At 61.8% G+C, this 22,506-nt stretch carries 25 protein-coding genes; 18 read left to right on the top strand and 7 right to left on the bottom strand.

Features of this window, described 5'->3' with window-relative positions; translation table 11 throughout:
* The first annotated feature begins 24 nt into the window (after positions 1-24).
* The 8 genes from urtE (at position 25) to QRN41_RS11900 (ending at position 6,440) form a co-directional block, all read left to right on the top strand.
* Positions 25-723: an urea ABC transporter ATP-binding subunit UrtE gene (gene urtE / locus QRN41_RS11865; RefSeq protein ID WP_040265954.1), complete on the top strand. Its 699-nt coding sequence runs from the start codon at positions 25-27 to the stop codon at positions 721-723.
* Positions 724-754: 31 nt separating this feature from the next.
* Positions 755-1,594 (top strand): urease accessory protein UreD, encoded by an 840-nt coding sequence (locus QRN41_RS11870; RefSeq protein WP_167416814.1) that lies wholly within the window; start codon positions 755-757, stop codon positions 1,592-1,594.
* A gap of 146 nt (positions 1,595-1,740) precedes the next feature.
* Positions 1,741-2,043, top strand: a complete 303-nt coding sequence (gene ureA, locus QRN41_RS11875; protein WP_003171437.1) for an urease subunit gamma — start codon at positions 1,741-1,743, stop codon at positions 2,041-2,043.
* A 9-nt stretch (positions 2,044-2,052) separates the two neighbouring features.
* On the top strand, positions 2,053-2,565 hold the full coding sequence (locus tag QRN41_RS11880) for a GNAT family N-acetyltransferase (RefSeq protein WP_285421606.1): 513 nt from the start codon (positions 2,053-2,055) through the stop codon (positions 2,563-2,565).
* Between the two features lie 5 nt (positions 2,566-2,570).
* Positions 2,571-3,104 (top strand): GNAT family N-acetyltransferase, encoded by a 534-nt coding sequence (locus QRN41_RS11885; protein ID WP_094065083.1) that lies wholly within the window; start codon positions 2,571-2,573, stop codon positions 3,102-3,104.
* Entirely contained in the window at positions 3,101-3,406 is a 306-nt protein-coding gene (locus tag QRN41_RS11890; RefSeq protein WP_034111559.1) for an urease subunit beta, read from the top strand. Before QRN41_RS11885 ends, QRN41_RS11890 begins: the two co-directional genes overlap by 4 nt.
* Before the next feature lie 111 nt (positions 3,407-3,517).
* Complete coding sequence (gene ureC, locus QRN41_RS11895; protein ID WP_040265944.1) at positions 3,518-5,218, top strand: urease subunit alpha; 1,701 nt, start codon at positions 3,518-3,520, stop codon at positions 5,216-5,218.
* Positions 5,219-5,312: 94 nt separating this feature from the next.
* A complete protein-coding gene (locus QRN41_RS11900; RefSeq protein WP_034136684.1) occupies positions 5,313-6,440 on the top strand; it encodes a sensor histidine kinase in 1,128 nt (375 codons plus the stop codon).
* Positions 6,441-6,461: 21 nt separating this feature from the next.
* Here the strand turns inward: QRN41_RS11900 and QRN41_RS11905 are convergent, their stop codons facing one another.
* The gene (locus QRN41_RS11905; RefSeq protein WP_034095651.1) at positions 6,462-7,400 is read right to left on the bottom strand and encodes a DnaJ C-terminal domain-containing protein; all 939 of its coding nucleotides are present in this window, start codon (positions 7,398-7,400) and stop codon (positions 6,462-6,464) included.
* Positions 7,401-7,639: 239 nt separating this feature from the next.
* Between QRN41_RS11905 and QRN41_RS11910 the strand changes: the two genes are divergently transcribed.
* A complete protein-coding gene (locus QRN41_RS11910; protein ID WP_034095650.1) occupies positions 7,640-8,908 on the top strand; it encodes an Hsp70 family protein in 1,269 nt (422 codons plus the stop codon).
* Between the two features lie 125 nt (positions 8,909-9,033).
* Here QRN41_RS11910 and QRN41_RS11915 read toward each other — a convergent pair whose 3' ends face one another.
* Both QRN41_RS11915 and QRN41_RS11920 read right to left on the bottom strand, forming a co-directional pair.
* The gene (locus QRN41_RS11915) at positions 9,034-10,047 is read right to left on the bottom strand and encodes an AI-2E family transporter (RefSeq protein ID WP_034095649.1); all 1,014 of its coding nucleotides are present in this window, start codon (positions 10,045-10,047) and stop codon (positions 9,034-9,036) included.
* Between the two features lie 187 nt (positions 10,048-10,234).
* Positions 10,235-10,537: a PsiF family protein gene (locus tag QRN41_RS11920; protein WP_034095648.1), complete on the bottom strand. Its 303-nt coding sequence runs from the start codon at positions 10,535-10,537 to the stop codon at positions 10,235-10,237.
* 120 nt (positions 10,538-10,657) lie between these two features.
* On the opposite strand from QRN41_RS11920, the gene QRN41_RS11925 reads away from it, so the two are divergent.
* Complete coding sequence (locus QRN41_RS11925; protein ID WP_034111555.1) at positions 10,658-11,536, top strand: DMT family transporter; 879 nt, start codon at positions 10,658-10,660, stop codon at positions 11,534-11,536.
* On the opposite strand, the gene QRN41_RS11930 is transcribed toward QRN41_RS11925, so the two are convergent.
* Entirely contained in the window at positions 11,533-12,423 is an 891-nt protein-coding gene (locus QRN41_RS11930; RefSeq protein WP_167416812.1) for an esterase/lipase family protein, read from the bottom strand. The genes QRN41_RS11925 and QRN41_RS11930 overlap by 4 nt on opposite strands.
* Before the next feature lie 175 nt (positions 12,424-12,598).
* On the opposite strand from QRN41_RS11930, the gene QRN41_RS11935 reads away from it, so the two are divergent.
* Complete coding sequence (locus QRN41_RS11935; RefSeq protein ID WP_034095645.1) at positions 12,599-13,129, top strand: ferritin-like domain-containing protein; 531 nt, start codon at positions 12,599-12,601, stop codon at positions 13,127-13,129.
* A 97-nt stretch (positions 13,130-13,226) separates the two neighbouring features.
* Here the strand turns inward: QRN41_RS11935 and QRN41_RS11940 are convergent, their stop codons facing one another.
* Complete coding sequence (locus QRN41_RS11940) at positions 13,227-15,296, bottom strand: AsmA family protein (protein ID WP_167416811.1); 2,070 nt, start codon at positions 15,294-15,296, stop codon at positions 13,227-13,229.
* A gap of 370 nt (positions 15,297-15,666) precedes the next feature.
* Between QRN41_RS11940 and QRN41_RS11945 the strand changes: the two genes are divergently transcribed.
* Positions 15,667-16,071 (top strand): hypothetical protein, encoded by a 405-nt coding sequence (locus QRN41_RS11945; protein ID WP_285421626.1) that lies wholly within the window; start codon positions 15,667-15,669, stop codon positions 16,069-16,071.
* 152 nt (positions 16,072-16,223) lie between these two features.
* Positions 16,224-16,856, top strand: a complete 633-nt coding sequence (locus tag QRN41_RS11950) for a TetR family transcriptional regulator (protein ID WP_034095642.1) — start codon at positions 16,224-16,226, stop codon at positions 16,854-16,856.
* A gap of 5 nt (positions 16,857-16,861) precedes the next feature.
* On the opposite strand, the gene QRN41_RS11955 is transcribed toward QRN41_RS11950, so the two are convergent.
* Positions 16,862-17,368, bottom strand: a complete 507-nt coding sequence (locus QRN41_RS11955; protein WP_123479640.1) for a C40 family peptidase — start codon at positions 17,366-17,368, stop codon at positions 16,862-16,864.
* A gap of 277 nt (positions 17,369-17,645) precedes the next feature.
* Here QRN41_RS11955 and ureE point away from each other — a divergent pair, with 277 nt between their 5' ends.
* The 5 genes from ureE (at position 17,646) to QRN41_RS11980 (ending at position 21,555) form a co-directional block, all read left to right on the top strand.
* Entirely contained in the window at positions 17,646-18,146 is a 501-nt protein-coding gene (gene ureE / locus QRN41_RS11960) for an urease accessory protein UreE (RefSeq protein WP_167416810.1), read from the top strand.
* Positions 18,143-18,817 carry an urease accessory protein UreF gene (locus QRN41_RS11965; protein WP_123479538.1) on the top strand — a complete coding sequence of 225 codons (675 nt, stop codon included), beginning with the start codon at positions 18,143-18,145 and terminating at the stop codon, positions 18,815-18,817. The genes ureE and QRN41_RS11965 overlap by 4 nt, the downstream gene beginning before the upstream one ends.
* A 39-nt stretch (positions 18,818-18,856) precedes the next feature.
* Positions 18,857-19,471: an urease accessory protein UreG gene (ureG, locus tag QRN41_RS11970; RefSeq protein ID WP_034095639.1), complete on the top strand. Its 615-nt coding sequence runs from the start codon at positions 18,857-18,859 to the stop codon at positions 19,469-19,471.
* Between the two features lie 22 nt (positions 19,472-19,493).
* On the top strand, positions 19,494-20,066 hold the full coding sequence (locus tag QRN41_RS11975) for a HupE/UreJ family protein (protein WP_167416809.1): 573 nt from the start codon (positions 19,494-19,496) through the stop codon (positions 20,064-20,066).
* A gap of 370 nt (positions 20,067-20,436) precedes the next feature.
* A complete protein-coding gene (locus QRN41_RS11980; RefSeq protein WP_167416808.1) occupies positions 20,437-21,555 on the top strand; it encodes an AGE family epimerase/isomerase in 1,119 nt (372 codons plus the stop codon).
* Here QRN41_RS11980 and QRN41_RS11985 read toward each other — a convergent pair.
* Complete coding sequence (locus QRN41_RS11985; protein ID WP_167416807.1) at positions 21,527-22,432, bottom strand: cation diffusion facilitator family transporter; 906 nt, start codon at positions 22,430-22,432, stop codon at positions 21,527-21,529. The two genes, QRN41_RS11980 and QRN41_RS11985, sit on opposite strands and share 29 nt — an antisense overlap.
* Positions 22,433-22,506 lie beyond the last annotated feature (74 nt).

Below are 22,506 nucleotides of genomic sequence, written 5' to 3' on the forward strand. Positions count from 1 at the left end.
AACGATCATTGGGGAGAATTGAACATGCTGCAAGTCGACAAGCTGCATCAGTACTACGGCGGTAGCCACATCCTGCGCGGGCTCTCATTCGACGTAAAAATCGGCGAAGTGACCTGCCTGCTCGGCCGTAACGGCGTGGGCAAGACCACCCTGCTCAAATGCCTGATGGGTTTGCTGCCGGCCAAAGAAGGCGCAGTGAATTGGGAGGGCAAGCCGATCACCGGGTTCAAGCCCCATCAGCGCGTACACGCCGGGATCGCCTACGTGCCTCAGGGCCGGGAGATTTTCGGGCGGCTGACGGTGGAAGAAAACCTGCTGATGGGCCTGTCGCGATTCCCCGGCGCCGAGGCCAAGGAAGTGCCGGCGTTTATCTATGAACTGTTCCCGGTGTTGCTGCAAATGAAGCATCGTCGTGGCGGTGACTTGTCCGGCGGTCAGCAGCAGCAATTGGCAATCGGCCGCGCCCTGGCCAGTCGCCCACGCCTGTTGATCCTCGATGAACCCACCGAGGGCATCCAGCCGTCGGTGATCAAGGAGATCGGCGCGGTGATCAAAAAACTCGCGGCCCGGGGCGATATGGCGATCCTGCTGGTGGAGCAGTTCTACGACTTTGCCGCCGAACTGGCCGACCAGTACCTGGTGATGTCACGTGGGGAAATCGTCCAGCAAGGCCGTGGCGAAAATATGGAAAGCGAAGGTGTGCGCGGCCTGGTAACCATCTAATCTGTTGCGACCTCATGAAAAGCACGCCGTTATGAACCTGCCCGTTTCCCCTGCCCTGTTCACCCCCAGCTGGCACGCCGCGCTGGAGCTAGGCTACGCGCGCTTCGGCGACACCACGCGCCCGGTGATGCGCCGCCACGTCGGCCCGCTGCGCGTGCAAAAGCATCTGTATGCCGAAGGCCCCGAGGTGTGCCAGCACATCATAGTGCACCCACCGGGCGGCATTGCCGGCGGCGACCGCCTGGACATCAGCGCCCACGTCGCCGAGGGCGCCTGGGCACAACTGACCAGCCCTGGCGCGGCCAAGTGGTACCGCGCCAGCAGCCCGGCTTTTCAACAACTGGCGCTGACGGTAGAGGCCGGCGCCACGCTGGAGTGGCTGCCCCAGGAAACCATCGTGTTCAGTGCGGCCCAAGCCGAACTCACCACGCGCATCGACCTGCACGGCGATGCCCGGCTGTTCTATTGGGACGTGGTTGCGCTGGGCCGACCGGCCAGTGACGAACGCTTCGACCTTGGGCACTTTCAATCGCACCTGGATATCCGCCGCGACGGGCAGTCGCTCTGGCATGAACGCCAACGCATCGTCGGCGGCGACGGGCTGCTGGATTCGCCCATCGGCCTGGACGGGCAACCGGTGTTCGCCACGTTGCTGGTGACGGGCGATATCGACCCTGAGTTATTGGAACGTTGCCGCGCGCTGCCCCACGCCGTGCGCGGCGACCTGACCCAATTGCCCGGCTTGCTGGTGGCCCGCTGCCTGGCCAGCGAGGCGTTGCTGGCGCGGGGATGGTTGATTGATGTGTGGCGGCTGTTGCGCCCGGCCATATTGGGCCGAGAAGCGGTATCACCGAGAATCTGGAGCACATGAAGATCAAAAATGTGGGAGGGGGCTTGCTCCCGATAGTGGCGTGTCAAGCAGAGCATTTTTCACTGACCCACTGCTATCGGGGGCAAGCCCCCTCCCACACTTAATCTTCACTGTATTTACGAATGTATTTCACGACGGACTGAACCATGGACCTGACCCCACGGGAAAAAGACAAACTGCTGATCTTCACTGCCGGCTTAGTTGCCGAGCGCCGCCTGGCGCGTGGGGTGAAGCTCAATTACCCGGAAACCATCGCCTACATCTCCGCCGCCTTGATGGAAGGCGCCCGCGATGGCCGCACGGTGGCCGACCTGATGCACTACGGCACCACCCTGCTGAGCCGTGAACAAGTGATGGAAGGCATCCCGGAGATGATCCCGGATATCCAGGTGGAAGCCACTTTTCCGGACGGCACCAAGCTAGTCACCGTTCATCAACCGATTGCCTGAGGCACGCTCATGATTCGTGATGCAACCGAAAAGGACCTTCCCGCCATTCGCGATATCTACAACGACGCGGTGCGCAACACTACGGCGATCTGGAACGAACAACCGGTGGACCTGGCCAACCGCCTGGCGTGGTTCAACGCGCTCCAGGCCCAGGGTTACCCGATCCTGGTGGCGGTGGAAAACGACGAGGTGACGGGCTATTCCTCGTTCGGCGACTGGCGACCATTCGAAGGTTTTCGCTACAGCGTCGAGCACTCGGTGTACGTGCGCAACGACCAACGCGGCAAGGGCCTTGGCCCACGCTTGATGCAAGTGCTGATCGAACGAGCGCGCAGCGCCGGCAAATACGTGATGGTCGCCGCCATCGAAAGTGGCAATCAGGCCTCGATCCGCCTGCACGAGCGCCTGGGCTTCGTCACCACCGGGCAAATGCCGCAAGTGGGCATCAAGTTCGGCCGCTGGCTGGACCTGACCTTTATGCAACTGGCCCTGAACCCCGGCGCCGAACCGCCCAAGGAGTGAGATCGATGAGTGCTGCGCAAATGCGTCGCGTCAATGCGGAAAGTTTCGCCCATTACCGCCAGGGCTTGAGTGAACTGCTGTTGGACGCGGTCAGTCACGGTGCGTCGGTGGGTTTCATGGCCGACTTCGATGACGCCCAGGCGCGCAGTTACCTCAACGGCGTGCAGGCGAGCCTGCAAGACGCCAGCCTGTTGCTGTGGGTGGTGGTGCGCGACGAGCAGGTGATCGCCAGCGTGCAGTTGGCGTTGTGCCAGAAAGCCAACGGCCTCAATCGCGCCGAAGTCCAGAAGCTACTGGTGCACAGCAGCGCCCGCCGCCACGGCCTCGGCCAGCAATTGATGAACGCCCTGGAACTCGCCGCCCGCCAGCACCGGCGTGGCCTGCTGTACCTGGACACCGAAGCCGGCTCGCCGGCCGAAGCCTTCTACCAGTCGCTGCGCTACACCAAGATCGGTGAGCTGCCCGACTACTGCCAAAGCCCGGACGGGCGCTACAGCCCGACCGCCATCTACTACAAGACCCTGGGGCAACCTGCATGATTCCTGGTGAATTTCAGATCCAGCCCGGCGAGATCGAACTCAACGTCGGCCGCCGTACCGTCACCCTGAGCGTGGCCAACAGCGGCGACCGGCCGATCCAGGTGGGTTCGCATTACCACTTTTTCGAAACCAACGACGCGCTGACCTTTGACCGCGCCGCCAGCCGTGGCATGCGTTTGAATATTCCGGCGGGTACGGCGGTGCGGTTCGAGCCGGGGCAGAGCCGTGAGGTCGAGCTGGTGGATTTGAGCGGCGGTCGGCGGGTGTTCGGGTTTGCCGGGCGGATCATGGGCGACCTTTAGGGCCTCATCGGGGGCAAGCCCCCTCCCACAGGGGAACGCATTCCAAAGGTGGGAGGGGGCTTGCCCCCGATAGCGATTTCACATTCAACACAAATATTTCAGGGCACACACATGAAAATCAGCCGCCAAGCCTACGCCGATATGTACGGCCCCACCGTCGGCGACAAGGTCCGCCTGGCCGACACCGAGCTGTTCGTCGAAGTGGAACAGGACTTCACCGTGTACGGCGAAGAGGTCAAATTCGGTGGCGGCAAGGTGATTCGCGATGGCCAGGGCCAGAGCCAGTTGCTCGCCGCCGAGGTGGTCGACACCTTGATCACCAATGCGTTGATCATCGACCACTGGGGCATCGTCAAGGCCGACGTGGGCCTCAAGAACGGGCGCATCCACGCCATCGGCAAAGCCGGTAACCCGGATATCCAGCCCGGCGTGACCATGGCCATCGGCGCCAGCACTGAAGTGATCGCCGGCGAAGGCATGATCCTCACCGCCGGCGGCATCGACTCCCATGTGCATTTCATTTGCCCGCAGCAGATCGAAGAAGCGCTGACCAGCGGCGTCACCACTATGATCGGCGGCGGTACCGGCCCGGCCACCGGCACCAACGCCACCACCTGCACCTCGGGGCCGTGGCACCTGGCGCGCATGCTGCAGGCCAGCGATTCGTTCCCGATGAACATCGGTTTTACCGGCAAGGGCAACGCCAGCCTGCCGGGCCCATTGATCGAACAGGTCAAGGCTGGCGCCATCGGTTTGAAGCTGCATGAAGACTGGGGCACCACCCCGGCGAGCATCGACAACTGCCTAACGGTGGCGGACGACTACGACGTGCAAGTGGCGATCCACAGCGACACCCTCAACGAGTCCGGTTTTGTCGAAACCACCCTCGCCGCGCTCAAGGGTCGCACCATCCATACCTACCACACCGAGGGCGCCGGCGGCGGCCACGCGCCGGACATCATCAAGGCGTGCGGCTTCCCCAACGTACTGCCCAGCTCCACCAATCCGACGCGGCCGTTCACCCGCAACACCATCGACGAGCACCTGGACATGTTGATGGTCTGCCATCACCTAGACCCCAGCATTGCCGAAGACGTGGCCTTCGCCGAAAGCCGCATCCGCCGCGAAACCATCGCCGCCGAAGACATCCTGCACGACCTCGGCGCGTTCTCGATGATCAGCTCCGACAGCCAGGCTATGGGCCGCGTCGGCGAAGTGATCACGCGCACCTGGCAAACCGCCGACAAAATGAAAAAGCAACGCGGCGCCCTGCCCGGCGACGGCCCGGGCAACGACAATTTCCGCGCCAAACGCTACATCGCCAAGTACACCATCAACCCGGCGATCACCCATGGCATCAGCCATGAGGTGGGCTCCATCGAAGTGGGCAAATGGGCCGACCTGGTGCTGTGGCGTCCAGCGTTCTTCGGGATCAAGCCAACGCTGATCCTCAAGGGCGGCGCGATTGCCTCCAGCCTGATGGGCGATGCCAACGCTTCGATCCCGACCCCGCAACCGGTGCACTACCGCCCGATGTTCGCCAGCTTTGGCAGCTCATTGCACGCCACCAGCCTGACGTTTATCAGCCAGGCGGCGCTGGACGAGGGTCTGCCCGAAGCGCTGGGTTTGAAGAAACGCATCGGCGTGGTCAAGGGCTGCCGTGATGTGCAGAAAACCGACCTGATCCACAACGATTACCTGCCGGAGATCGACGTGGACCCGCAGACCTATCAGGTCAAGGCAGACGGGCAATTGCTCTGGTGCGAACCGGCGGATGTGCTGCCGATGGCGCAGCGTTATTTCCTGTTCTGACCGTTCATCGGCACAGGCCTGCGGGGCCAGTGAATGAAGCACGCGTATGGCGCTACGATGCGCCACGCGCTTTCATCGTTCTGGAAACCTGGCCATGCGTTTATCCGAATTCATCGTGTTACACGCCGAGCAGATCGTTGATGAATGGGAGCTGTTCGCCCAGACCCTGACACCCGCCGCCGACACCCTCAACCGCACACAATTGCGCGACCACGCCCATTCGATCCTGCTGGCCGCCGCCCGTGACATGAACACCCGCCAAAGCGCCAGCGAACAAGCCGCCAAGGCCAAGGGCGAAGGCCCGGAGAAAACCCCCAGCCTGGATCAAGCCGCAGCCAGCCATGGCGAGCTGCGCCATACCGTGGGCTTTGACCTGGTGCAGATGACCTCCGAGTTCCGCCATTTGCGCGCCTGCGTGATCCGGCTGTGGGTCGACAGCGTGCAAACCCCGCAACGGGCAGACCTGCAAGACATGATCCGCTTCAATGAAGCCATCGACGAAGCCCTGGCCGAGTCCACCGCAGCCTACGCCGAACAAGTGGCGCGCTCGCGGGACATCTTCCTGGCGATCCTAGGCCACGACCTGCGCGCGCCGTTGCAGGCAGTGAACATGTCGAGCGAGATGCTGTTGCGCAAGGCCCAGTTGGATAACCAGGGGTTGAGCCTGCTGGGCAATATCCGCAACGGCGCGCGCCACATGGGGGCGATGGTCAGCGACCTGCTGGAGTTCGTACGCAGCCGTTTGGGCAGCAGCCTGCCCATCGACCCCAAACCCATGAGCCTGGCGGACGCCGCGCGCGAGGCCATCGACGAGGCGTGCGCAGGTCGCCCGGAATGCAACCCGGCGCTGATCATCCACGGCGACACCCACGGTCAGTGGGACCGTGGCCGCGTCGACCAACTGCTGCAGAATCTGATCGGCAACGCCTTGCAGCACGGCACCCACAGCCAGGCGGTGACCCTGACGCTCAAAGGCACGGCGGACAGCGTGGAATTGCGCATGCACAACTACGGCCCGCCGATCCCCGAAGCCGCCCTGGGCACGGTGTTCGACCCACTGGTGCGCAGCGCCAATGAGGAACCGGGCAGCACGTCGACCAGCCTGGGGTTGGGTTTGTTTATCGTCAAGGAAGTGGTGCTGGCCCATCGGGGCAGCATTGAAGTGACGTCCAGCGAGGCGGACGGCACCACCTTTACCGTGGTGCTGCCGCGCTCGCTGTGACGGTCCCGCGCCGGGGCGGGTTTAGACGTTTTCGCGCGGGTTGAAGTTGGCTTTCTTGGCCAGCGCCTGCCACAGCGCGATGGTTTCGTCGTCGGCCTGCTTAGGCATCACTGCCTTGAGCTGCACGTAGAGGAACCCGCGCTGCCCGGCCTTGTTCATCAAACCGTGCCCCTTAACGCGCATGCGCTGGCCGTTCTGGCTGCCGGCCGGCACCTTGAGGTTGATCCTGCCGGTCAAGGTCGGCACCGCGACTTCCGCGCCCAACGCCAATTCCCACGGTGCCAGCGGCAACTGGGTGATCAGGTTTTCGCCGTCCACTTCGAACTTGGGGTGCGGCGCGAACTTGATGATCAGGTACAGATCGCCATTGGGCCCTCCGGCCACGCCGGGCGCACCCTGCCCCTTGAGGCGGATACGCTCGCCGTCGGTGACGCCGGCGGGGATCTTCACGTTCAGGCTCTTGGTGGTGTTGCTGACATGCCGGCCCGAGGCGTCGTATTGCGGCACCTGGAAGCTGATCTGCTTGGACTCGGTGGACAGCGTTTCCTCAAGGAATACCGAGAGTTGCATCTCCACGTCCTGGCCCTTGCGCGCTGCGGAGCGGCGCTGGCCGCCGCCAAAGGCGTCGCCACGGGAGCCGAAGATCGAACTGAAGAAGTCCGAAAAGTCGCCCGCGTCCTGGCCGCCACCAAAGCCGCCACGGCTCTGCCAGCCCGGTGGCCCCTGGAACGGCTGACCATGCTGGCCATACTTGCGCAGCTCGTCGTATTCGGCGCGCTTATCCGCGCTTTTGAGCGCTTCATAGGCTTCGGACGCGTCCTTGAACTTGGCTTCGGCGTCTTTTTCCTTGCTCACATCGGGGTGATATTTGCGAGCCAGCTTGCGATAGGCGGTCTTGATTTCCTTGTCATCGGCCGTCGGCTCGACACCCAGAATCTTGTAGTAGTCTTTGAAATCCATCGGCGGTTCACCATCCTCTCATCGGGATCGCACAGCCCAGGGCACAAGGTGCGATGCTTTGCACTTGTTGAGTCTTATGGCCTGGGGGTGCGTCAAAGTGTTATCGGCGCTAGCCGTATGCAACAGATGTGGGGGCAAATCGGCGACTTTCAAGCGTGATTTAACAGATAGTCGGCCTACGCATCGGCTCTGGACTGGCATACACTGCGCGGCCGTTTTTCGACCGGAACCCGATAGACATGAAAAACCCATCCCCAGCCCGTGCCTGCGGCATCGACTTCGGCACGTCCAACTCCACCGTCGGCTGGATCCGCCCCGGCGAGGAGACGCTTATTGCGCTGGAGGACGACAAAATCACCCTGCCGTCGGTGGTGTTCTTCAACTTCGAGGAGCGTCGCCCGGTCTACGGTCGCCTGGCCCTGCACGAATACCTGGAAAACTACGAAGGCCGGCTGATGCGCTCGCTCAAGAGCCTGCTGGGTTCCAAGCTGATCAAGCACGACACCAGCGTATTGGGCACGGCGATGCCGTTCACCGACCTGCTGGCGCTGTTTATCGGCCAGCTCAAGAGCCGCGCCGAAGCCAACGCCGGCCGCGAGTTCGAAGAAGTGGTGCTGGGGCGCCCGGTGTTCTTTGTCGATGACGACCCGCTGGCCGACCAGGAAGCGGAAAACACACTGGTAGATGTGGCCCGCAAGATCGGTTTCAAGGACATCTCGTTCCAGTACGAACCGATTGCCGCAGCGTTCGACTACGAATCCACCATCGAAAAGGAAGAGCTGGTGCTGATCGTCGACATCGGCGGCGGTACGTCCGACTTCTCGCTGGTGCGCCTGTCACCGGAGCGTCGCCACAACGACAACCGCCACGATGACATCCTCGCCACCGGCGGCGTACACATCGGCGGTACCGACTTCGACAAGCAACTGTCGCTGGCCGGCATGATGCCGCTGTTCGGCTACGGCAGCCGCATGAAAAGCGGCGCCTACATGCCCACCAGCCACCACATGAACCTGGCGACCTGGCACACCATCAACTCGGTGTACTCGCAAAAATCCCAGTTGGCCCTGGGCAGCATGCGCTACGACATCGAAGACACCGGCGGCATCGACCGCCTGTTCAAGCTGATCGAACAGCGCGCCGGGCACTGGCTGGCGATGGAAGTGGAAGAAACCAAGATCCAGCTGACCCACGACGACAATCGCCATGTGCCGCTCGACCGCATCGAGCGCGGCTTGAGCGTGGACCTGAGCCGCAGCTTGTTCGAGTCAGCCATCGACGGGCTGCTCGAACGTGTACGTGGCAGCGTGACTCAACTGCTCAACGATGCCTCGGTCAGCGTGGCGCAGGTAGACACCGTGTTCTTCACCGGCGGCTCCAGCGGCATCCCGGCACTGCGCCACAGCATCGCGGCGATGTTGCCGAATGCGCGGCATGTGGAAGGGAATATTTTCGGCAGTATCGGCAGCGGGTTGGCGATTGAGGCGAGTAAGCGCTACGGCTGCTGAATTTCACCTGGGATACCGAGGTGAGTTTATCGGGGGCAAGCCCCCTCCCACATTTTGCTTTGTGAACGCATTCAAAGGTAGGAGGGGGCTTGCCCCCGATGGCGTCAGCCCAGGCACCACAAAGCCTAAACCATCCCCCCCAGCTTCAACTCACTCTTGAGGTACGCATAGTAAATCGGCCCCGCCACCACCCCCGGCAAACCGAATGCCGCTTCGAACACCAGCATCGCCAACAACAATTCCCACGACTTGGCACTGATCTGCCCGCCCACGATGCGGGCGTTGAGGAAGTACTCGACCTTGTGGATCACGATCAGATAGCCCAACGCAGCCACGGCGACCCAGATCGACAACGACAGCGCGACGATGGTGATCAGGGTGTTGGACATCAGGTTGCCAATCACCGGCAACAGGCCGAGCAGGAAGGTCAGCACAATCAGGGTCTTGGTCAGCGGCAAGTGGATGCCGCACAGCGGCAGCACCACGGCCAGGAACACGGCGGTGAAGGCGGTGTTGAGGGCGGCGATTTTGATTTGCGCGAAGACGATATTGCGAAACGCCTGGACCAGCAGGTGCAGGCGGTCGAACAACGCCGCGGCCAGGGGCTTGCGCTTGGTCAGGTCAGGGATGCGCTGCAGGGCGATGATCGCGCCGAGCACCATGCCGATCAGCAGCGTCACGAACATGTGCGCCGCGTCTTTGCCCACCAGTTGCAGTTCGCTCAGGTGCTTGCTCAGCCAGTCGCCGATGGCCACGCGGAACTCGGCGGCGCTGGCAGGCAGGTAGGCGTCGAGGAACGGCGGCAGTTGGCCGCGCGCACGGTCGACCACGCCCATGAACTTGTCGAGGGAAGCGCCAGGGTTTTCCGCTTCGTGGAGCAGGAAGCTGATAGCGCCGGCAAAGATCAGCGTCAGCACGCTGACGATCACGGTGCCCAGCAAGGCCACCGCCAGCCAGCGCGCGCGCCGGCCTTCGATCAGCCGTTGCAGTTGAGGGGTGAGCATGTTGACCAGTTCGTAGACCAACAGACCGGCCAGCAGGCTGGGTAGCAACTTGAGCGGCAATACCAGCAGCAATCCGCCAAAAATAATGATGTAGCTGGCCAGCAACAACATATGACGCTGAGAAAACGTTGGCATACAGCCTCAAAACGAACGGCGTTAAAGGATGGGCAGTCTGCCAGCCTTAAGGGAATCAAGCGAGTGCGATCAAGCGTGGGAAGGGGCTTGCCCCCGATTGCGGTGCATCAGTGGACGCAAGAGCTGACTGATACACCGTTATCGGGGCAAGTCGATGAGTCGCCCTCACCCAAGAGGAGTCGCCTACTCAACTGCCCTTGAGGCAGCTACTCATAAAGGTCTTGCGCGCATCACCGGTCAGCGCCTTGGTTTTCGCCGACGCGTTGCAATCCTTCATTTTCTGCTGCTGCGGCGTCAGCGTCTTGGCATCGTTGGCGGCCGGGGCCGACAGGCAGGTTTTCATAAACGCCTTGCGCTCATCGCCCTTGAGCGTCTTGGTGGTGGCTTCGGCGTTGCAGGTGGTCATCTTGGTCTGCTGGGCAGTGGCGGCAAAGCCCTGGGCACACAGCAGCAGGCCCATCATCAACAACGGAATACGCAGCATCTTCATGGAGTTTTCTCCCGGTTACCATGCGGAGGGCACGGCCTGTGGAGAGTGTAGTCAAACCTTGTTACACCTTCCGGCGCTGAGAGAGGATAATCCCCGCTCATTCATCCATGCGGCGCTGTCATGCAATACGCTTATCCCTTGCTGGCCATCTTTATCTGGGCCGGCAACACCGTGGTCAACAAATTGGCCGTGGGTTCGATCTTCCCTGCCGAAATCGGTTTCTACCGCTGGCTGCTGGCGGCCCTGCTGTTTACCCCGTTCATGCTCAAACCGGTGATCGCTCATTGGCCGACCATCCGCCCCAATCTGGGCAAGGTCTGCATCCTCGGCGTACTAGGCATGGCGGTGTACCAGAGCCTGGCGTATTACGCCGCGTCGCTGACCAGCGCCACCAATATGGGCATCATTCTGTCGCTGATGCCGTTGATGGCGTTGACCGCCGCCATTATCAGCCTCGGCCAGCGCCTGACCTTCGGCGCGCTCACGGGTGCGGTGCTGTCGTTTGCCGGGGTGGCAGTGGTGGTGTCGGCCGGCAGCCTCGGCGCCCTGCTGCAACATGGGGTCAACCTGGGCGACGCGATGATGCTGGTGGCCACCCTGGCCTACGCGGTCTACAGCACGCTGCTGAAAAAATGGCAGCTGCGCCTGCCGCCGTTGGTGTTGTTGTATTTGCAGATACTGGTGGCAGTGGTGGTGCTGTTGCCGCTGTACCTGTTCTCCGCAAAGGCCGGCCTGGGCTGGGCGAATATTCCGTTGGTGCTGTACGCCTGCGTGCTGGCGTCGATGCTCGCACCGCTGGCGTGGATGCATTCGGTCAAAACCCTCGGGCCGAGCCGCACCACGCTGTTTTTCAACCTGCTGCCGTTGATCACCGCACTCATTGCGGCGGCGGTGCTCAAGGAAGAACTGGCGTTGTATCACTTGGTGGGTGGGTTGCTGACCCTGGGCGGCGTGGTTCTGTCGGAACGCTGGACCACACCGGTGCGTCGATCCGCTTAAACCCCCGCCGCCTTCAAGCGTCGTGCGTGCTCGACAAACAGGCGGATCGGCTCGGCGCCCTTGCCCACCAGGCCCAGGGACTGATTGACGATGTCGAAGTGGTCCAGCGCATAGTCGTCGCCAATCACCACGCCCAGGTGCGAACTGTATCGCCCAACCATGCCATCGCACTGGCCTTTCTCCCGTACGAAACTGCGGGCGAACAGGCGGCAACTGCGGTGGGTGCCATCGAACAGGTTGCGCCCGCGGTCGGTCTTGCCTGGCTGCAAGGTGCCGGACCATGAGTAATAACGCACGCCGTTGACCTGCGCCGCGCCCTGGCCGCCCCAGGTGTCGGGCAGCCCCTGGGGGTATTGGCGATTGAACAGCGCCACGCCGGTACTGGTCAGGGACTGGTGCGACGCCTGCAAGTCCGCCTTGAAGCGCGGGCCGCGATAGCCGGTTTCCAGCAGGCCCATTAGCCAGGCCACCAAGTGCAACAACGCGCTCACCAGCCGCCCCTTGACGCTGTCGATGGGGTAATGGGTGTGGAAGTAGTCGGCCAGTTCCGAGCCGTGATTGGGCCCAGCCACCGACGTCACCGACGCCACCCACTCCGGCCGTTTGGCCGCCGCATAGCGTGCGGTGAGCGAGCCCTGGCTATGGCCAATCAGGTTGACCTTCTCTGCGCCGGTCTCGCGGCGGATGCGCTCGATCTGCACCAGCAATTGCTCGCCGCGCACCTCGTTGGAATCCAACGGCGCCACCTGCACCGCGAAGACTTGCGCCCCACCCGCGCGCAGGGCCGGGACGATGCCGTACCAATAGGGGAACAGCCCAATACGCACGAACCCCAGCATGCCGGGCACCAGTACCAACGGATAACGTGTGGCTAACGACTGCGGCATGAAGCGAACGTCCTCGAAAATACTTGGATACCGTGCAGCCTAGCCCAACTGCAAGTCCGGCTGATGACGCCGGCGGCAAATCCGATAAAACTTTTTGCCTCGCCCAGCACTCACAACTTGGAGCGATCACGCCGACAGAGCGTGGCGTAACCCGGATTAGCCCCAGGAGATTGAGATGACTGAAGCAAACTTGACCGACGTTGCCACCCTGCGCAGCCGCGCCCGCCAGAACGTCGAAAACGGTGCCGTGACCGAGGGCTATGACGCTGACCGCGAAGAAATCATTCGCCTGCTCAACGCCTCCCTCGCCACTGAACTGGTGTGCGTGCTGCGCTACAAGCGCCACTACTTCATGGCCAGCGGCATCAAAGCCGCCGTCGCCGCGCAGGAATTCCTCGAACACGCCACCCAGGAAGCCGAACACGCCGACAAACTCGCCGAGCGCATCGTGCAATTGGGCGGTGAACCTGAGTTCAACCCCGACCTGCTGTCGAAGAACTCCCACGCGCAATACGTGGCGGGCAACACCCTGAAAGAAATGGTCTACGAAGACCTGGTCGCCGAGCGCATCGCCGTAGACAGCTACCGCGAGATCATCCAATACATCGGCGACAAAGACCCGACCACCCGCCGCATCTTCGAAGACATCCTGGCCCAGGAAGAAGAGCACGCGGACGATATGGCGGATATTCTCGAAAGCCTGTAAAACGCCACACAAACAAAAGGGGAGCTGATCAGTCAGCTCCCCTTTTGTTTGTGTGGCAGAGGGCCTGCCTGCTCCCACTTATTCAACGTGCGTCACGTCAACCCTTCACCGTCTTCGGCGCCTTGCCTTCCTTCATCTGCTGCAACAACGGCGCACACTGGTTCGGCGCGTCACCGCTCGGGGCCACTAGGGCGAGCAGGCCGGCGGCCGGGCCGGCGATCACACCGAGTGCCACCATGCCTGCACCGCGCAGGGCCAGGGGAATGGCTTTGACGCCCGCGTTGGGCTTGATAAATGGGCCGTTGACGTACAGCGGCGAGCGCAGGGAGAACAGGCGAAAGCCTTTGGACTCAGGGGTGATGGTCAGGTCCAACTGCTCCGTGGCCATGTTGGCCGTGCCGTCGACATAGATGATCGCGTTCTCGGTGTCGAACACGAACAGCCGCGTGGTGGCCAAGCCGCTCTTGACGCCGAAGTCCGCCGCCGCGCAGTTGATCTTTACTTCCTTGTCGCCGAACAGGCGCCCCACTACGTAATTGCCCACGTTGAGGCCGGCGATTTCCATCAGGCCACGGCTGATGGCGCCGTCGTTGATCAGCATCTTCAGATCACCGTTAGAGGTGCCCAGCAGCGCCGCGACGGAGTTGCCGCGCCCGGAAATATCCGCATCGCCGTTGAGTTCGCCGAAACTGGTTTTCATCGGTTCGAAGCTGGGGAACAGTTGCTTGAGCTTGAAGTTGCGCGCGGTGAGCCGGGCGCGACCTTCCATGGGCGTGGTGCGGCCATTCAGGCGAATCTGCGCATCGAGCTTGCCGCCGGCCACGCCGAAACGCAGGGGTTCCAGGCTCAGTTCGCCATCGTTGAGCACCAGGTGCGTGTAGAGGTCGGTGAAAGGCAAGTCGGCGCTGTGCACGATGCGCTTACCGGTGAATTCCACATCGGCGTCCATGTCGCGCCAGCGCTCGGTGCGGAACTCTTCCACCGGCAGCACCTTAGTCGCCGGCTGCTTGCTGTCGCCGCCACGGGCCTTTTGCTTGGCATTGGAATCGGCGCCGATCAGGGGCGCGAGGTCGGTCATCAGCAACTGGTTGGACACCAGCGTACCGCTGAGTTTGGGCCTTGGCTGGCTGGCGACATAGGCCAGGTCGCCGTGGATATCACTGTTGCCGATCTTGCCGTTGAAGTTCTCGTAGCGAAACGACGCACCACTGGCGTCGTGCAGCTTGGCGATCAGGTGACCGTCGGTGGCGTACGCCGGTGAATCGGGCAAGGTCACGCCGGTCAGCGGGTACAGGTTGCTCAAGCTGGTGCCGGCGAGCTTGAGGCGCAGGTCGAGGGCGCCAAGGTTAAGAGGGTCGGTCAGCATGCCGGCCAGAGCGATGCTGGTGTCGGCGATCTTGACCTGAGCTTGCAGCGGAAACGGTTTGTTTGCGTCCTGCAGAGCCAACAGCCCGCCGATTTTGCCGGCACCGTCGAGCTTCTGGCCGTGGTACTGGCCTTTGACCTTGAGGGCGAACACGTAGTCCTGAGGAGCCGAGCCTTTTTCCAAGGCTTTTTTGGCATCGGCATCGCCGACGATTTCGCCGAAGGGAATGGGTTTGCCCAACAGGTCGATGATCACGTCGAGCTGGGTTTTGAGGGTTTGATCGTCGAGCGTCACATGGCCTTTGTCGAACCCGATGGTGCCAATGTCCACCACCCAATTGGAGGGCTCGGCGTCGGGGTCTTTAGGGTCGAACGTGAAGGTCCAGTTGGCGCGGCCATCGGCCAGGCGCTGCAATTCGGCGCTCGGCTCAGTGAGGTCGATACGTGGGATAACCACCCGTTGCGCCAACAATGCCAGGGGCGAAATGCGCAGCTCCACTTTTTTGAGGGTGACCATCTGCGGCTTTTTCGACCAGTCGGGGTTGCCCAGGGTCAGGTCTTCGGCAATCACATGGGGCCACGGCACCCAGGCGCGCCAGCCGCCTTCGTCGGGCTCGCGCTGCCACTTCACGGCAAGGTTGCCATTGATGGCAAACGGGCGATGCAGCTCTTCGGACACTTTGGCATTGAGGGGCGGTTTGATGCGGTTCCAATCAAAAAACACTAGAAACAGCACTACCGCAGCGATTAACACGACGAAGCTGGCGCAGCTCCAAACCACGACTTTACGAGTGCGCGTCATTGCACAGAACTCCTGAATACGACCGGCTGGGTCACAGCCTTTAGAACAGCTTACAAGACTACGACTGGCAAACCGCCCACGGGTTTAACCCGATCGCGTTTTAAGGGCGAGAAGTCGCGCAAAAAATTGGTTTTCCTGACCGGACCGACAGTTTCTACCATCGATGGCGCACCAATGTTACCCGCCAACGTGTCGAAAATACCCACCACGGTGCAAAACCGCGTGCTTGAGAGGCGCGATCTAGAGCCTTCGGCGGGAACAATCAATTCTGTTGATTATTACCATTGTGTTTATGAACTTTTATATCGACTTATCGAGAGTAGCATTAGCCACGTACCCACTTTATCGCCCTCCCAAGGAGCAACTGATCATGAAACGCCAAATACTCGCTACCGCCCTGTTATCTGTCCTGGCTTCGAGCGCTTTCGCCCTGCCAGCTGCCGAACAAGCGATCCCACAAAATAAAGCCCAAGCCGTGCAGACCAGCCAAACCCTGGCACGCAGCGGTTCGCAAGAAGAAGAGAACCGCGACTACGCCAAAGGCGCTGTTGCTGAAAACGGCTTTAATCGCCTGCAAGAAAAAGGTTTGGTCGAAGGCGGCGCGGATCGTTTGATGGAGCGCAACGCAGTGGCCGAAGGTGGTTCCGACCGTGCCAACAAACGCACCTACACTGACGGTGTTGCCGAAGGTGGTGCTGATCGTCTGCTGAAACGCAATGCCGTTGCCGAAGGTGGTGCCGACCGCCTGGAAGAAATGCATCAAGCACAGAGCTGAGCCTGTGGTGGCCCAGAAAAAAGCCCGATCCGCCGATCGGGCTTTTGACTTTCTGCAGAACCTGTCTCGCCACTGACCCCGCCAAGTTCGACGCCGATCAAGCGGTTTTGCTAGAGTGCGTCGCTGTACTTGTCCACAAAGCCCGCCCGCCCATGCTGCCCCGTGCCGAACAAAAGCAACAGACCCGCCTTGCCCTGATGGACGCTGCTCGTCATCTGATGGAGTGCGGCCGTGGGTTTGGCAGCTTGAGCCTGCGCGAAGTGGCCAAAACGGCCGGCATTGTCCCCACCGGCTTCTATCGACACTTTGCCGATATGGATCAACTGGGCCTGGTGCTGGTCAGCGAAGTCGGCCAGACCTTCCGCGCCACCATTCGCCTGGTGCGCCATAACGAATTCGTCATGGGCGGCATCATTGATGCCTCCGTACGCATCTTTCTCGATGTGGTGTCGGCCAATCGCTCGCAATTCCTGTTTCTGGCCCGCGAGCAATATGGCGGCTGCCTCGCCGTGCGTCAGGCCATCGCCGCACTGCGCGAAGACATTACCCGCGACCTGGCGGCCGACCTGACGCTGATGCCAAAGCTGCAACACCTGAATGCCGAAGGCTTGCATGTGATGGCCGACCTGATCGTCAAGAGCGTGTTCGCCACCCTGCCCGATATCATCGACCCTCCGGCCCAGGCTCTGCCGGCCCACCTCACGCCCCAGGCGAAGATCACTCAACAGCTGCGCTTTATCTTTATCGGCCTCAAGCACTGGCAAGGGCTGGGCAGCACCGAGTAGACCAATCAACCCGCCGCGTGGAAACGCTTGGCGGTGGTGTAGTGCTTGTTCCAATAACTGTTGCTCAACGAGTCGATGCGTACGTTCTTGCCGGTACGGGGCGAGTGAATGAATTTGCCCTCGCCAATGTAAAGCCCTACGTGACTGACTTGCCCGCGACCATTGCCCTTGAAAAACACCGCATCGCCGGGTTTGAGGGCGTTGCGCTGGATGGTGGCGGCCGTTGAACGGTGCATCGCCGCCGTGGTGCGTGGGATCTGGATATTGGCTTGGGTCTTGAACAGGTAGACCAGCAAGCTGCTGCAATCGAAGCCTTGCTCTACCGACATGCCGCCCCACTTATAAGGTGTGCCCAACAATTCATGGGCCCGGTCGATCACATTGGTAATCGAGGCAGACGGCAGGCTTTGCAGTGACGCGCCGAGGGTCGAACGCGGTTGATAGTTGGCTGAAGCCGACGACACAACAAACGACAAGCCGATAAAAAACGAACATAAAAATGACTTAAACATGATGAACATCGCAGCGGATTAAACACGGCGCAAAGCCTAATCACCGGCCGTGTAGCGCGCTGAGCGCCGAATCCCGAGATGTCGTAGGAAAAATCCCAAAGCGCCCATGTCCGGGGCAAGCCACCGGCAGACGCACCATATTGAGGCGCTCCCTGCGCACAGCACTGCCCCATTCGGTGGCAGCCGCCTCCCCACCTACAGGTAATTCCTACGCTTTTGCGGGGTTGGCAAGGCCCTTGCTCTAGCTGGTTCATTGCCCCTAGCTGGAAGCTTTCTGATGCTGGTGATCCATCGCCGAATTGCCCCCCAAGCCCTCTGGGCCGCTGAGTTGCAGCTGAATTTCGAAGCGCGCAGCAAAAGCCGCCTGCGCTGTTTCAGTGCCGATGGTGAAGACGTCGGCCTGTTTCTGGAGCGTGGCCAGCCGCCGCTGCACGATGGCGAATGCCTACAGGCGGAAGACGGACGTGTCGTACGCGTCACTGCACGCCCTGAACAGCTGCTGCACGTCACCTGCAGCAGCGCTTATGAGCTGACCCGCGCCGCCTATCACCTGGGCAACCGCCATGTGGCGCTGCAGGTCGGGGATGGTTGGTTGCGCCTGCTCGATGACTACGTGCTCAAGGCCATGCTCGAACAACTGGGCGCCCACGCCGAAACCATCGAGGCGCCCTTTCAACCGGAGCACGGTGCCTACGGCGGCGGCCATCACCACTCGCGCCATGGCGATGAAGATTTCAACTACCCGCCCAAGCTGCATCAGTTCGGCGTGCGTCTATGAACCCAGCTTGGGCGTTGCTGCGTCTGGCCAGTCCGCAATTGCCGATTGGCGGCTACAGCTATTCCCAGGGCCTGGAGATGGCCGTGGAGAACGGCCGCGTCTGCGATGCGGCCAGCGCCAGGCGTTGGATCGGCGACCAGTTGCTGCTCAACCTGGCGCGCTTCGAAGCGCCTTTGCTGCTCGCCCACTGCCGGGCGGCCGCCGCTCAGGATTGGCCGCGGCTGACGCAATTGTGCGAAGAACACCGCGCCAGCCGTGAGACTCGCGAGCTGTATCAAGAAAGTCGGCAGATGGGCTATTCCCTGCAACAACTGCTCAACGGATTGCCCGAACTGGACGCCGCCGCACGTCACTTTCTCGACCACCTCAGCGAACCACACCTGGCCCTTGGCTGGGCGTTGGCCGCGCGCGCCTGGAGCATCAGCGCCGAAGACGCCCTCGCCGCGTGGCTGTGGAGCTGGCTGGAAAACCAATTGGCCGTGCTGATGAAAACCCTGCCCCTGGGCCAGCAAGCTGCCCAGCGCCTGACCAGCGAACTGCTGCCGCTGTTGCAACAAGCCCAGCAGGACGCCAGTCGCATCGACCCCGACCACTGCGGCAGCGCCGCGTTTGGCCTGTCCCTGGCGTGCATGGCCCACGAGCGCCAGTACAGCCGCCTGTTTCGTTCATAGGTTCTTTTAATTTTGGCGCCCTTTACTTCGGAGAAGCACATGCACACACAACCCTTGCGCGTCGGCATTGGCGGCCCGGTAGGCTCCGGCAAGACCGCCCTGACCCTGGCCCTATGCCTCGCCCTGCGCGATCGCTACAACCTGGCGGTGGTCACCAACGACATCTACACCCGCGAAGACGCCGATTTTCTGGTGCGCAACCAGGCTTTGGCGCCCGAGCGCATCATCGGCGTGGAAACCGGCGGCTGCCCGCACACGGCGATTCGTGAAGACGCCTCCATCAACCTCGAAGCGGTGGATCAACTCAACCGCCGCTTCCCCGGCCTGGACCTGATCCTGGTGGAATCCGGTGGGGATAACTTGTCGGCGACCTTCAGCCCGGAACTGTCGGACCTGACCATCTACGTGATCGATGTGTCCGCCGGCGACAAGCTGCCGCGCAAAGGCGGCCCGGGCATCTGCAAATCCGACCTATTGGTGATCAACAAGATCGACCTCGCCCCCTTGGTCGGCGCCTCGCTGGAACTGATGAACAGCGACACCCAGCGCATGCGCAACGGTAAACCCTTTGTGTTCAGCAACCAAAAAACCGGGGTCGGCCTGGACGATATCGTGGCCTTTATCGAACGCCAGGGTCTGCTGACCGCCGCCTGATCTCTCTTCAAGGAAGCTAGTTATGAGCCTCAACAAACTCTTTGCCACCGCTGCCCTGCTTCTCGCTCCGGCGCTGGCCTTCGCCCACCCCGGCCACGGCGATAACGGCCTGGTGGCCGGTATCAGCCACCCCTTGGGCGGCCTCGATCATTTGCTGGCCATGCTGGCGGTGGGCTTGTGGGCCGCCCAGCAAAAAGGCGCCGCGCGCTGGGCGCTGCCGTGCACGTTTGTGGGCACGATGCTGATCGGCGGCTTGCTGGGTTTCGAAGGCCTGGCGCTGCCGGCGCTGGAAAACGGGATTGCTGCCTCGGTGCTGGCCCTGGGCCTGGCCGTGGCGCTGGCGGTGCGGCCGCCGCTGTTGATGGCGATGGGCGCCACGGCGTTGTTTGCGCTGTTTCACGGTGTGGCCCATGGCCTGGAACTGCCGGAGATGTCCAGCCCTTGGGCATACGCCGCCGGTTTTATCGGCGCGACGGCAGCACTGCACGCAGCCGGTTATGCACTCGTGCGCTTCCTGCCGGCGGCAGCGGCGCCATTGGTGCGAGTGGCCGGTGCGGCTTCGGCGGCGACTGGGGTCTGGTTGCTGGCGGGCTGATTTACAGCGCGGCTGAAGGCCTCATCGGGGGCAAGCCCCCTCCCACATTTGGCTGCATTGCTATCAAAAGGTATGAGAGGCCTGGTTGCTGGCGGGCTGATTGGCAGTGCGGCTGAAGGCCTCATCGGGGGCAAGCCCCCTCCCACATTTGGCTGCAGCGCTATCAAACGGTGGGGGGGGGTCTGGTGGCTGGCGGGCTGATTGGCAGTGCGGCTAAAGGCCTCATCGGGGGCATGCCCCTTCCCACATTTGGCTGCATTGCTATCAAAAGGTGGGAGGGGGCTTGCCCCCGATAGCTGTGCCACAGACACCACAGAACCCAAGCCTGCTACCATGCGCGCCTACACCTCTGCCGTGACGACGCCAGCCAATGCCCAGCGCTTCCCAACCCTCTTTGAACACCGTGCTCACCCACTTCCATGACCTGATCGTGCCGCTGTGGCAGGGCCCAGGCTGGAATGCCGAGCTGGCGTTGCCTTACGAGGCGCTGGACGCCGATCACCATCCTTTGCCGCCGCAACGCTACCGCGCCATGGCCTGCGCCCGGCAGTTGTATCTGTTCGCCAGCCTGATCGGCCAACCCGATGCCGAGTTTGCCCAAGGGCGGGCAGCCGCATTGTTTCGCTCCTTGCAGCGACATTTCCACGACGCCGAACACGGCGGCTGGTTTTACAGCATCGACCCCGCCGGCCAGCCGCTGGACATGCGCAAAGACCTCTACACCCACGCGTTCATCATCTTCGCCTGTGCCCATTACTGGGCCAAGGTGCGCGAACCGTTGGTGGAATCGGTACTCAACGCGGCCCTGGAAGTCGTCGCGCAACGCTTCGCCACAGATGACGGCCTGTACGAAGCCGTATTGGAGCGCAACTGGTCGTCGCTCGATTCCGGCCCGCTGCAGAACCCGTTGATGCATCTGGCCGAAGGCTTTCTGGCCACCCTCGCTGTGCGTGAGGACGCCGCCGTGCAAGCCGCTCTGCTCAGCCTGGCAACCGCTATGCAACAGCACTTCATCGACCGCCAGCACGGCGTGATGATGGAGAAACCGCTGGGTGCTGTGGATAACTGGTTTGAGCCGGGGCACCAGTTCGAATGGTTCTTTTTGCTGGAATCGTCGGATGTGCTGCGCGGTACGCCGTTGCACGCCTCACTGACGCGGGCGTTTGCCTATGCCGAACTCAAGGGTGTGGATAACGTGACCGGCGCGGTCAGCGGCATGCTTGCCCCCGATGGCAGCGTGCGCGACGGCACCCAACGCATTTGGGCCCAGGCCGAATACCTGCGCGCGCTGACCCTGCGCCCCAACAGCCAAGCGGTGTTGCAACGCCAATTGCTGGCGCTGCAGCAGCACTTCCTGCACGACAAAGGCTGGCACGAATGCCTGGATGCCAATGGCGCCGTGAGCCGACGGGACATGCCGTCGACCACGCCGTATCACTTGGCCACCTGCTACCAGGGCCTTACGCAATCCACTTACGATCTGCGGTAAAGCTGATCGTCAACCAGCGCGCCGCATCCGGCGTGCCGAGCCCTGTGGATATCTCCTCACGCAATGCATCGAGAGTCGCAACGTTGTTCACCGGGTAATCCACCGGCAATACCACATGGATTTCGATAAACCGAGCGCGTCCATGCTTCTGCACGTACGACACGTACTCTTCGAAACCATGTCTCGCCGTCGCGGCGTCCATGACCTCGCGCACCTTGTCGTCCAGATGATCCGGGGCAATCCCCAGCACGTCGCGCAACGCCGGGCGCAGGATCTTGAACGCTGGCGCCAGCATGCTCAGGGCCAGCAGGATCAGGATCATGGGGTCGACATACACCGCCCATTCGCCATAGCCATGGGACTTGAGCAACAGCGCGGCCAGAAAGCTGATCAGCAGCCCCACCGACAGCATCGCGTCCACCAGCCAACTGATGTTGTCGAACTGGATCAGCGATGATTTGAGCTTGCGATTGCGGTAGCGCACATAGAAGAAGTAAGCGAATTCGACGACGGTAAACACCGCCGCATAGATGATCACCAGCCCCAACTCGATCTCACGCCCGCCATTGATAATGCCGAACACACCGTTGAGAAACGCATAGATAGCGATCAGCAGCAGGAAACTGCCTTCGATCAACAGCACCATGGGTTCCAGGTGCCAGTAGCCAAATTGGAAACGCTCGTTGCTTTTCTTGGCGATCAGCTTGGCCGTGATCAGCATCAGCACCTTGATGGCGGTGGCGATCAGCGAGAAAAAGCCGTCGAACAGAATGGATTGGGCGCCGGATATCACGCCCGTGACAATCCCGGCGATCGCGACTGCGAACATCAGAATCGTCGATTGTTTGAGCAGTGCCTGCTCACCTCGGTTACTCACATAGCCTCCCGTCAAAACCCTGAATCCGCACGATGCGGAGGGGCTTTCAGACAGGGAGTGTACCTTATGTCGTG

It is taken from the genome of Pseudomonas sp. efr-133-TYG-23 (assembly GCF_030209215.1).
GTDB lineage: Bacteria > Pseudomonadota > Gammaproteobacteria > Pseudomonadales > Pseudomonadaceae > Aquipseudomonas > Aquipseudomonas rhodesiae.

Excerpts from the sequence above, each read along its gene's own strand:
- urtE (WP_040265954.1), top strand. The coding sequence starts at position 25 with ATGCTGCAAGTCGACAAGCTGCATCAGTACTACGGCGGTAGCCACATC.
- QRN41_RS11870 (WP_167416814.1), top strand. The coding sequence starts at position 755 with ATGAACCTGCCCGTTTCCCCTGCCCTGTTCACCCCCAGCTGGCACGCC.
- ureA (WP_003171437.1), top strand. The coding sequence starts at position 1,741 with ATGGACCTGACCCCACGGGAAAAAGACAAACTGCTGATCTTCACTGCC.
- QRN41_RS11880 (WP_285421606.1), top strand. The coding sequence starts at position 2,053 with ATGATTCGTGATGCAACCGAAAAGGACCTTCCCGCCATTCGCGATATC.
- QRN41_RS11885 (WP_094065083.1), top strand. The coding sequence starts at position 2,571 with ATGAGTGCTGCGCAAATGCGTCGCGTCAATGCGGAAAGTTTCGCCCAT.
- QRN41_RS11890 (WP_034111559.1), top strand. The coding sequence starts at position 3,101 with ATGATTCCTGGTGAATTTCAGATCCAGCCCGGCGAGATCGAACTCAAC.
- ureC (WP_040265944.1), top strand. The coding sequence starts at position 3,518 with ATGAAAATCAGCCGCCAAGCCTACGCCGATATGTACGGCCCCACCGTC.
- QRN41_RS11900 (WP_034136684.1), top strand. The coding sequence starts at position 5,313 with ATGCGTTTATCCGAATTCATCGTGTTACACGCCGAGCAGATCGTTGAT.
- QRN41_RS11905 (WP_034095651.1), bottom strand. The coding sequence starts at position 7,400 with ATGGATTTCAAAGACTACTACAAGATTCTGGGTGTCGAGCCGACGGCC.
- QRN41_RS11910 (WP_034095650.1), top strand. The coding sequence starts at position 7,640 with ATGAAAAACCCATCCCCAGCCCGTGCCTGCGGCATCGACTTCGGCACG.
- QRN41_RS11915 (WP_034095649.1), bottom strand. The coding sequence starts at position 10,047 with ATGCCAACGTTTTCTCAGCGTCATATGTTGTTGCTGGCCAGCTACATC.
- QRN41_RS11920 (WP_034095648.1), bottom strand. The coding sequence starts at position 10,537 with ATGAAGATGCTGCGTATTCCGTTGTTGATGATGGGCCTGCTGCTGTGT.
- QRN41_RS11925 (WP_034111555.1), top strand. The coding sequence starts at position 10,658 with ATGCAATACGCTTATCCCTTGCTGGCCATCTTTATCTGGGCCGGCAAC.
- QRN41_RS11930 (WP_167416812.1), bottom strand. The coding sequence starts at position 12,423 with ATGCCGCAGTCGTTAGCCACACGTTATCCGTTGGTACTGGTGCCCGGC.
- QRN41_RS11935 (WP_034095645.1), top strand. The coding sequence starts at position 12,599 with ATGACTGAAGCAAACTTGACCGACGTTGCCACCCTGCGCAGCCGCGCC.
- QRN41_RS11940 (WP_167416811.1), bottom strand. The coding sequence starts at position 15,296 with ATGACGCGCACTCGTAAAGTCGTGGTTTGGAGCTGCGCCAGCTTCGTC.
- QRN41_RS11945 (WP_285421626.1), top strand. The coding sequence starts at position 15,667 with ATGAAACGCCAAATACTCGCTACCGCCCTGTTATCTGTCCTGGCTTCG.
- QRN41_RS11950 (WP_034095642.1), top strand. The coding sequence starts at position 16,224 with ATGCTGCCCCGTGCCGAACAAAAGCAACAGACCCGCCTTGCCCTGATG.
- QRN41_RS11955 (WP_123479640.1), bottom strand. The coding sequence starts at position 17,368 with ATGTTTAAGTCATTTTTATGTTCGTTTTTTATCGGCTTGTCGTTTGTT.
- ureE (WP_167416810.1), top strand. The coding sequence starts at position 17,646 with ATGCTGGTGATCCATCGCCGAATTGCCCCCCAAGCCCTCTGGGCCGCT.
- QRN41_RS11965 (WP_123479538.1), top strand. The coding sequence starts at position 18,143 with ATGAACCCAGCTTGGGCGTTGCTGCGTCTGGCCAGTCCGCAATTGCCG.
- ureG (WP_034095639.1), top strand. The coding sequence starts at position 18,857 with ATGCACACACAACCCTTGCGCGTCGGCATTGGCGGCCCGGTAGGCTCC.
- QRN41_RS11975 (WP_167416809.1), top strand. The coding sequence starts at position 19,494 with ATGAGCCTCAACAAACTCTTTGCCACCGCTGCCCTGCTTCTCGCTCCG.
- QRN41_RS11980 (WP_167416808.1), top strand. The coding sequence starts at position 20,437 with ATGCCCAGCGCTTCCCAACCCTCTTTGAACACCGTGCTCACCCACTTC.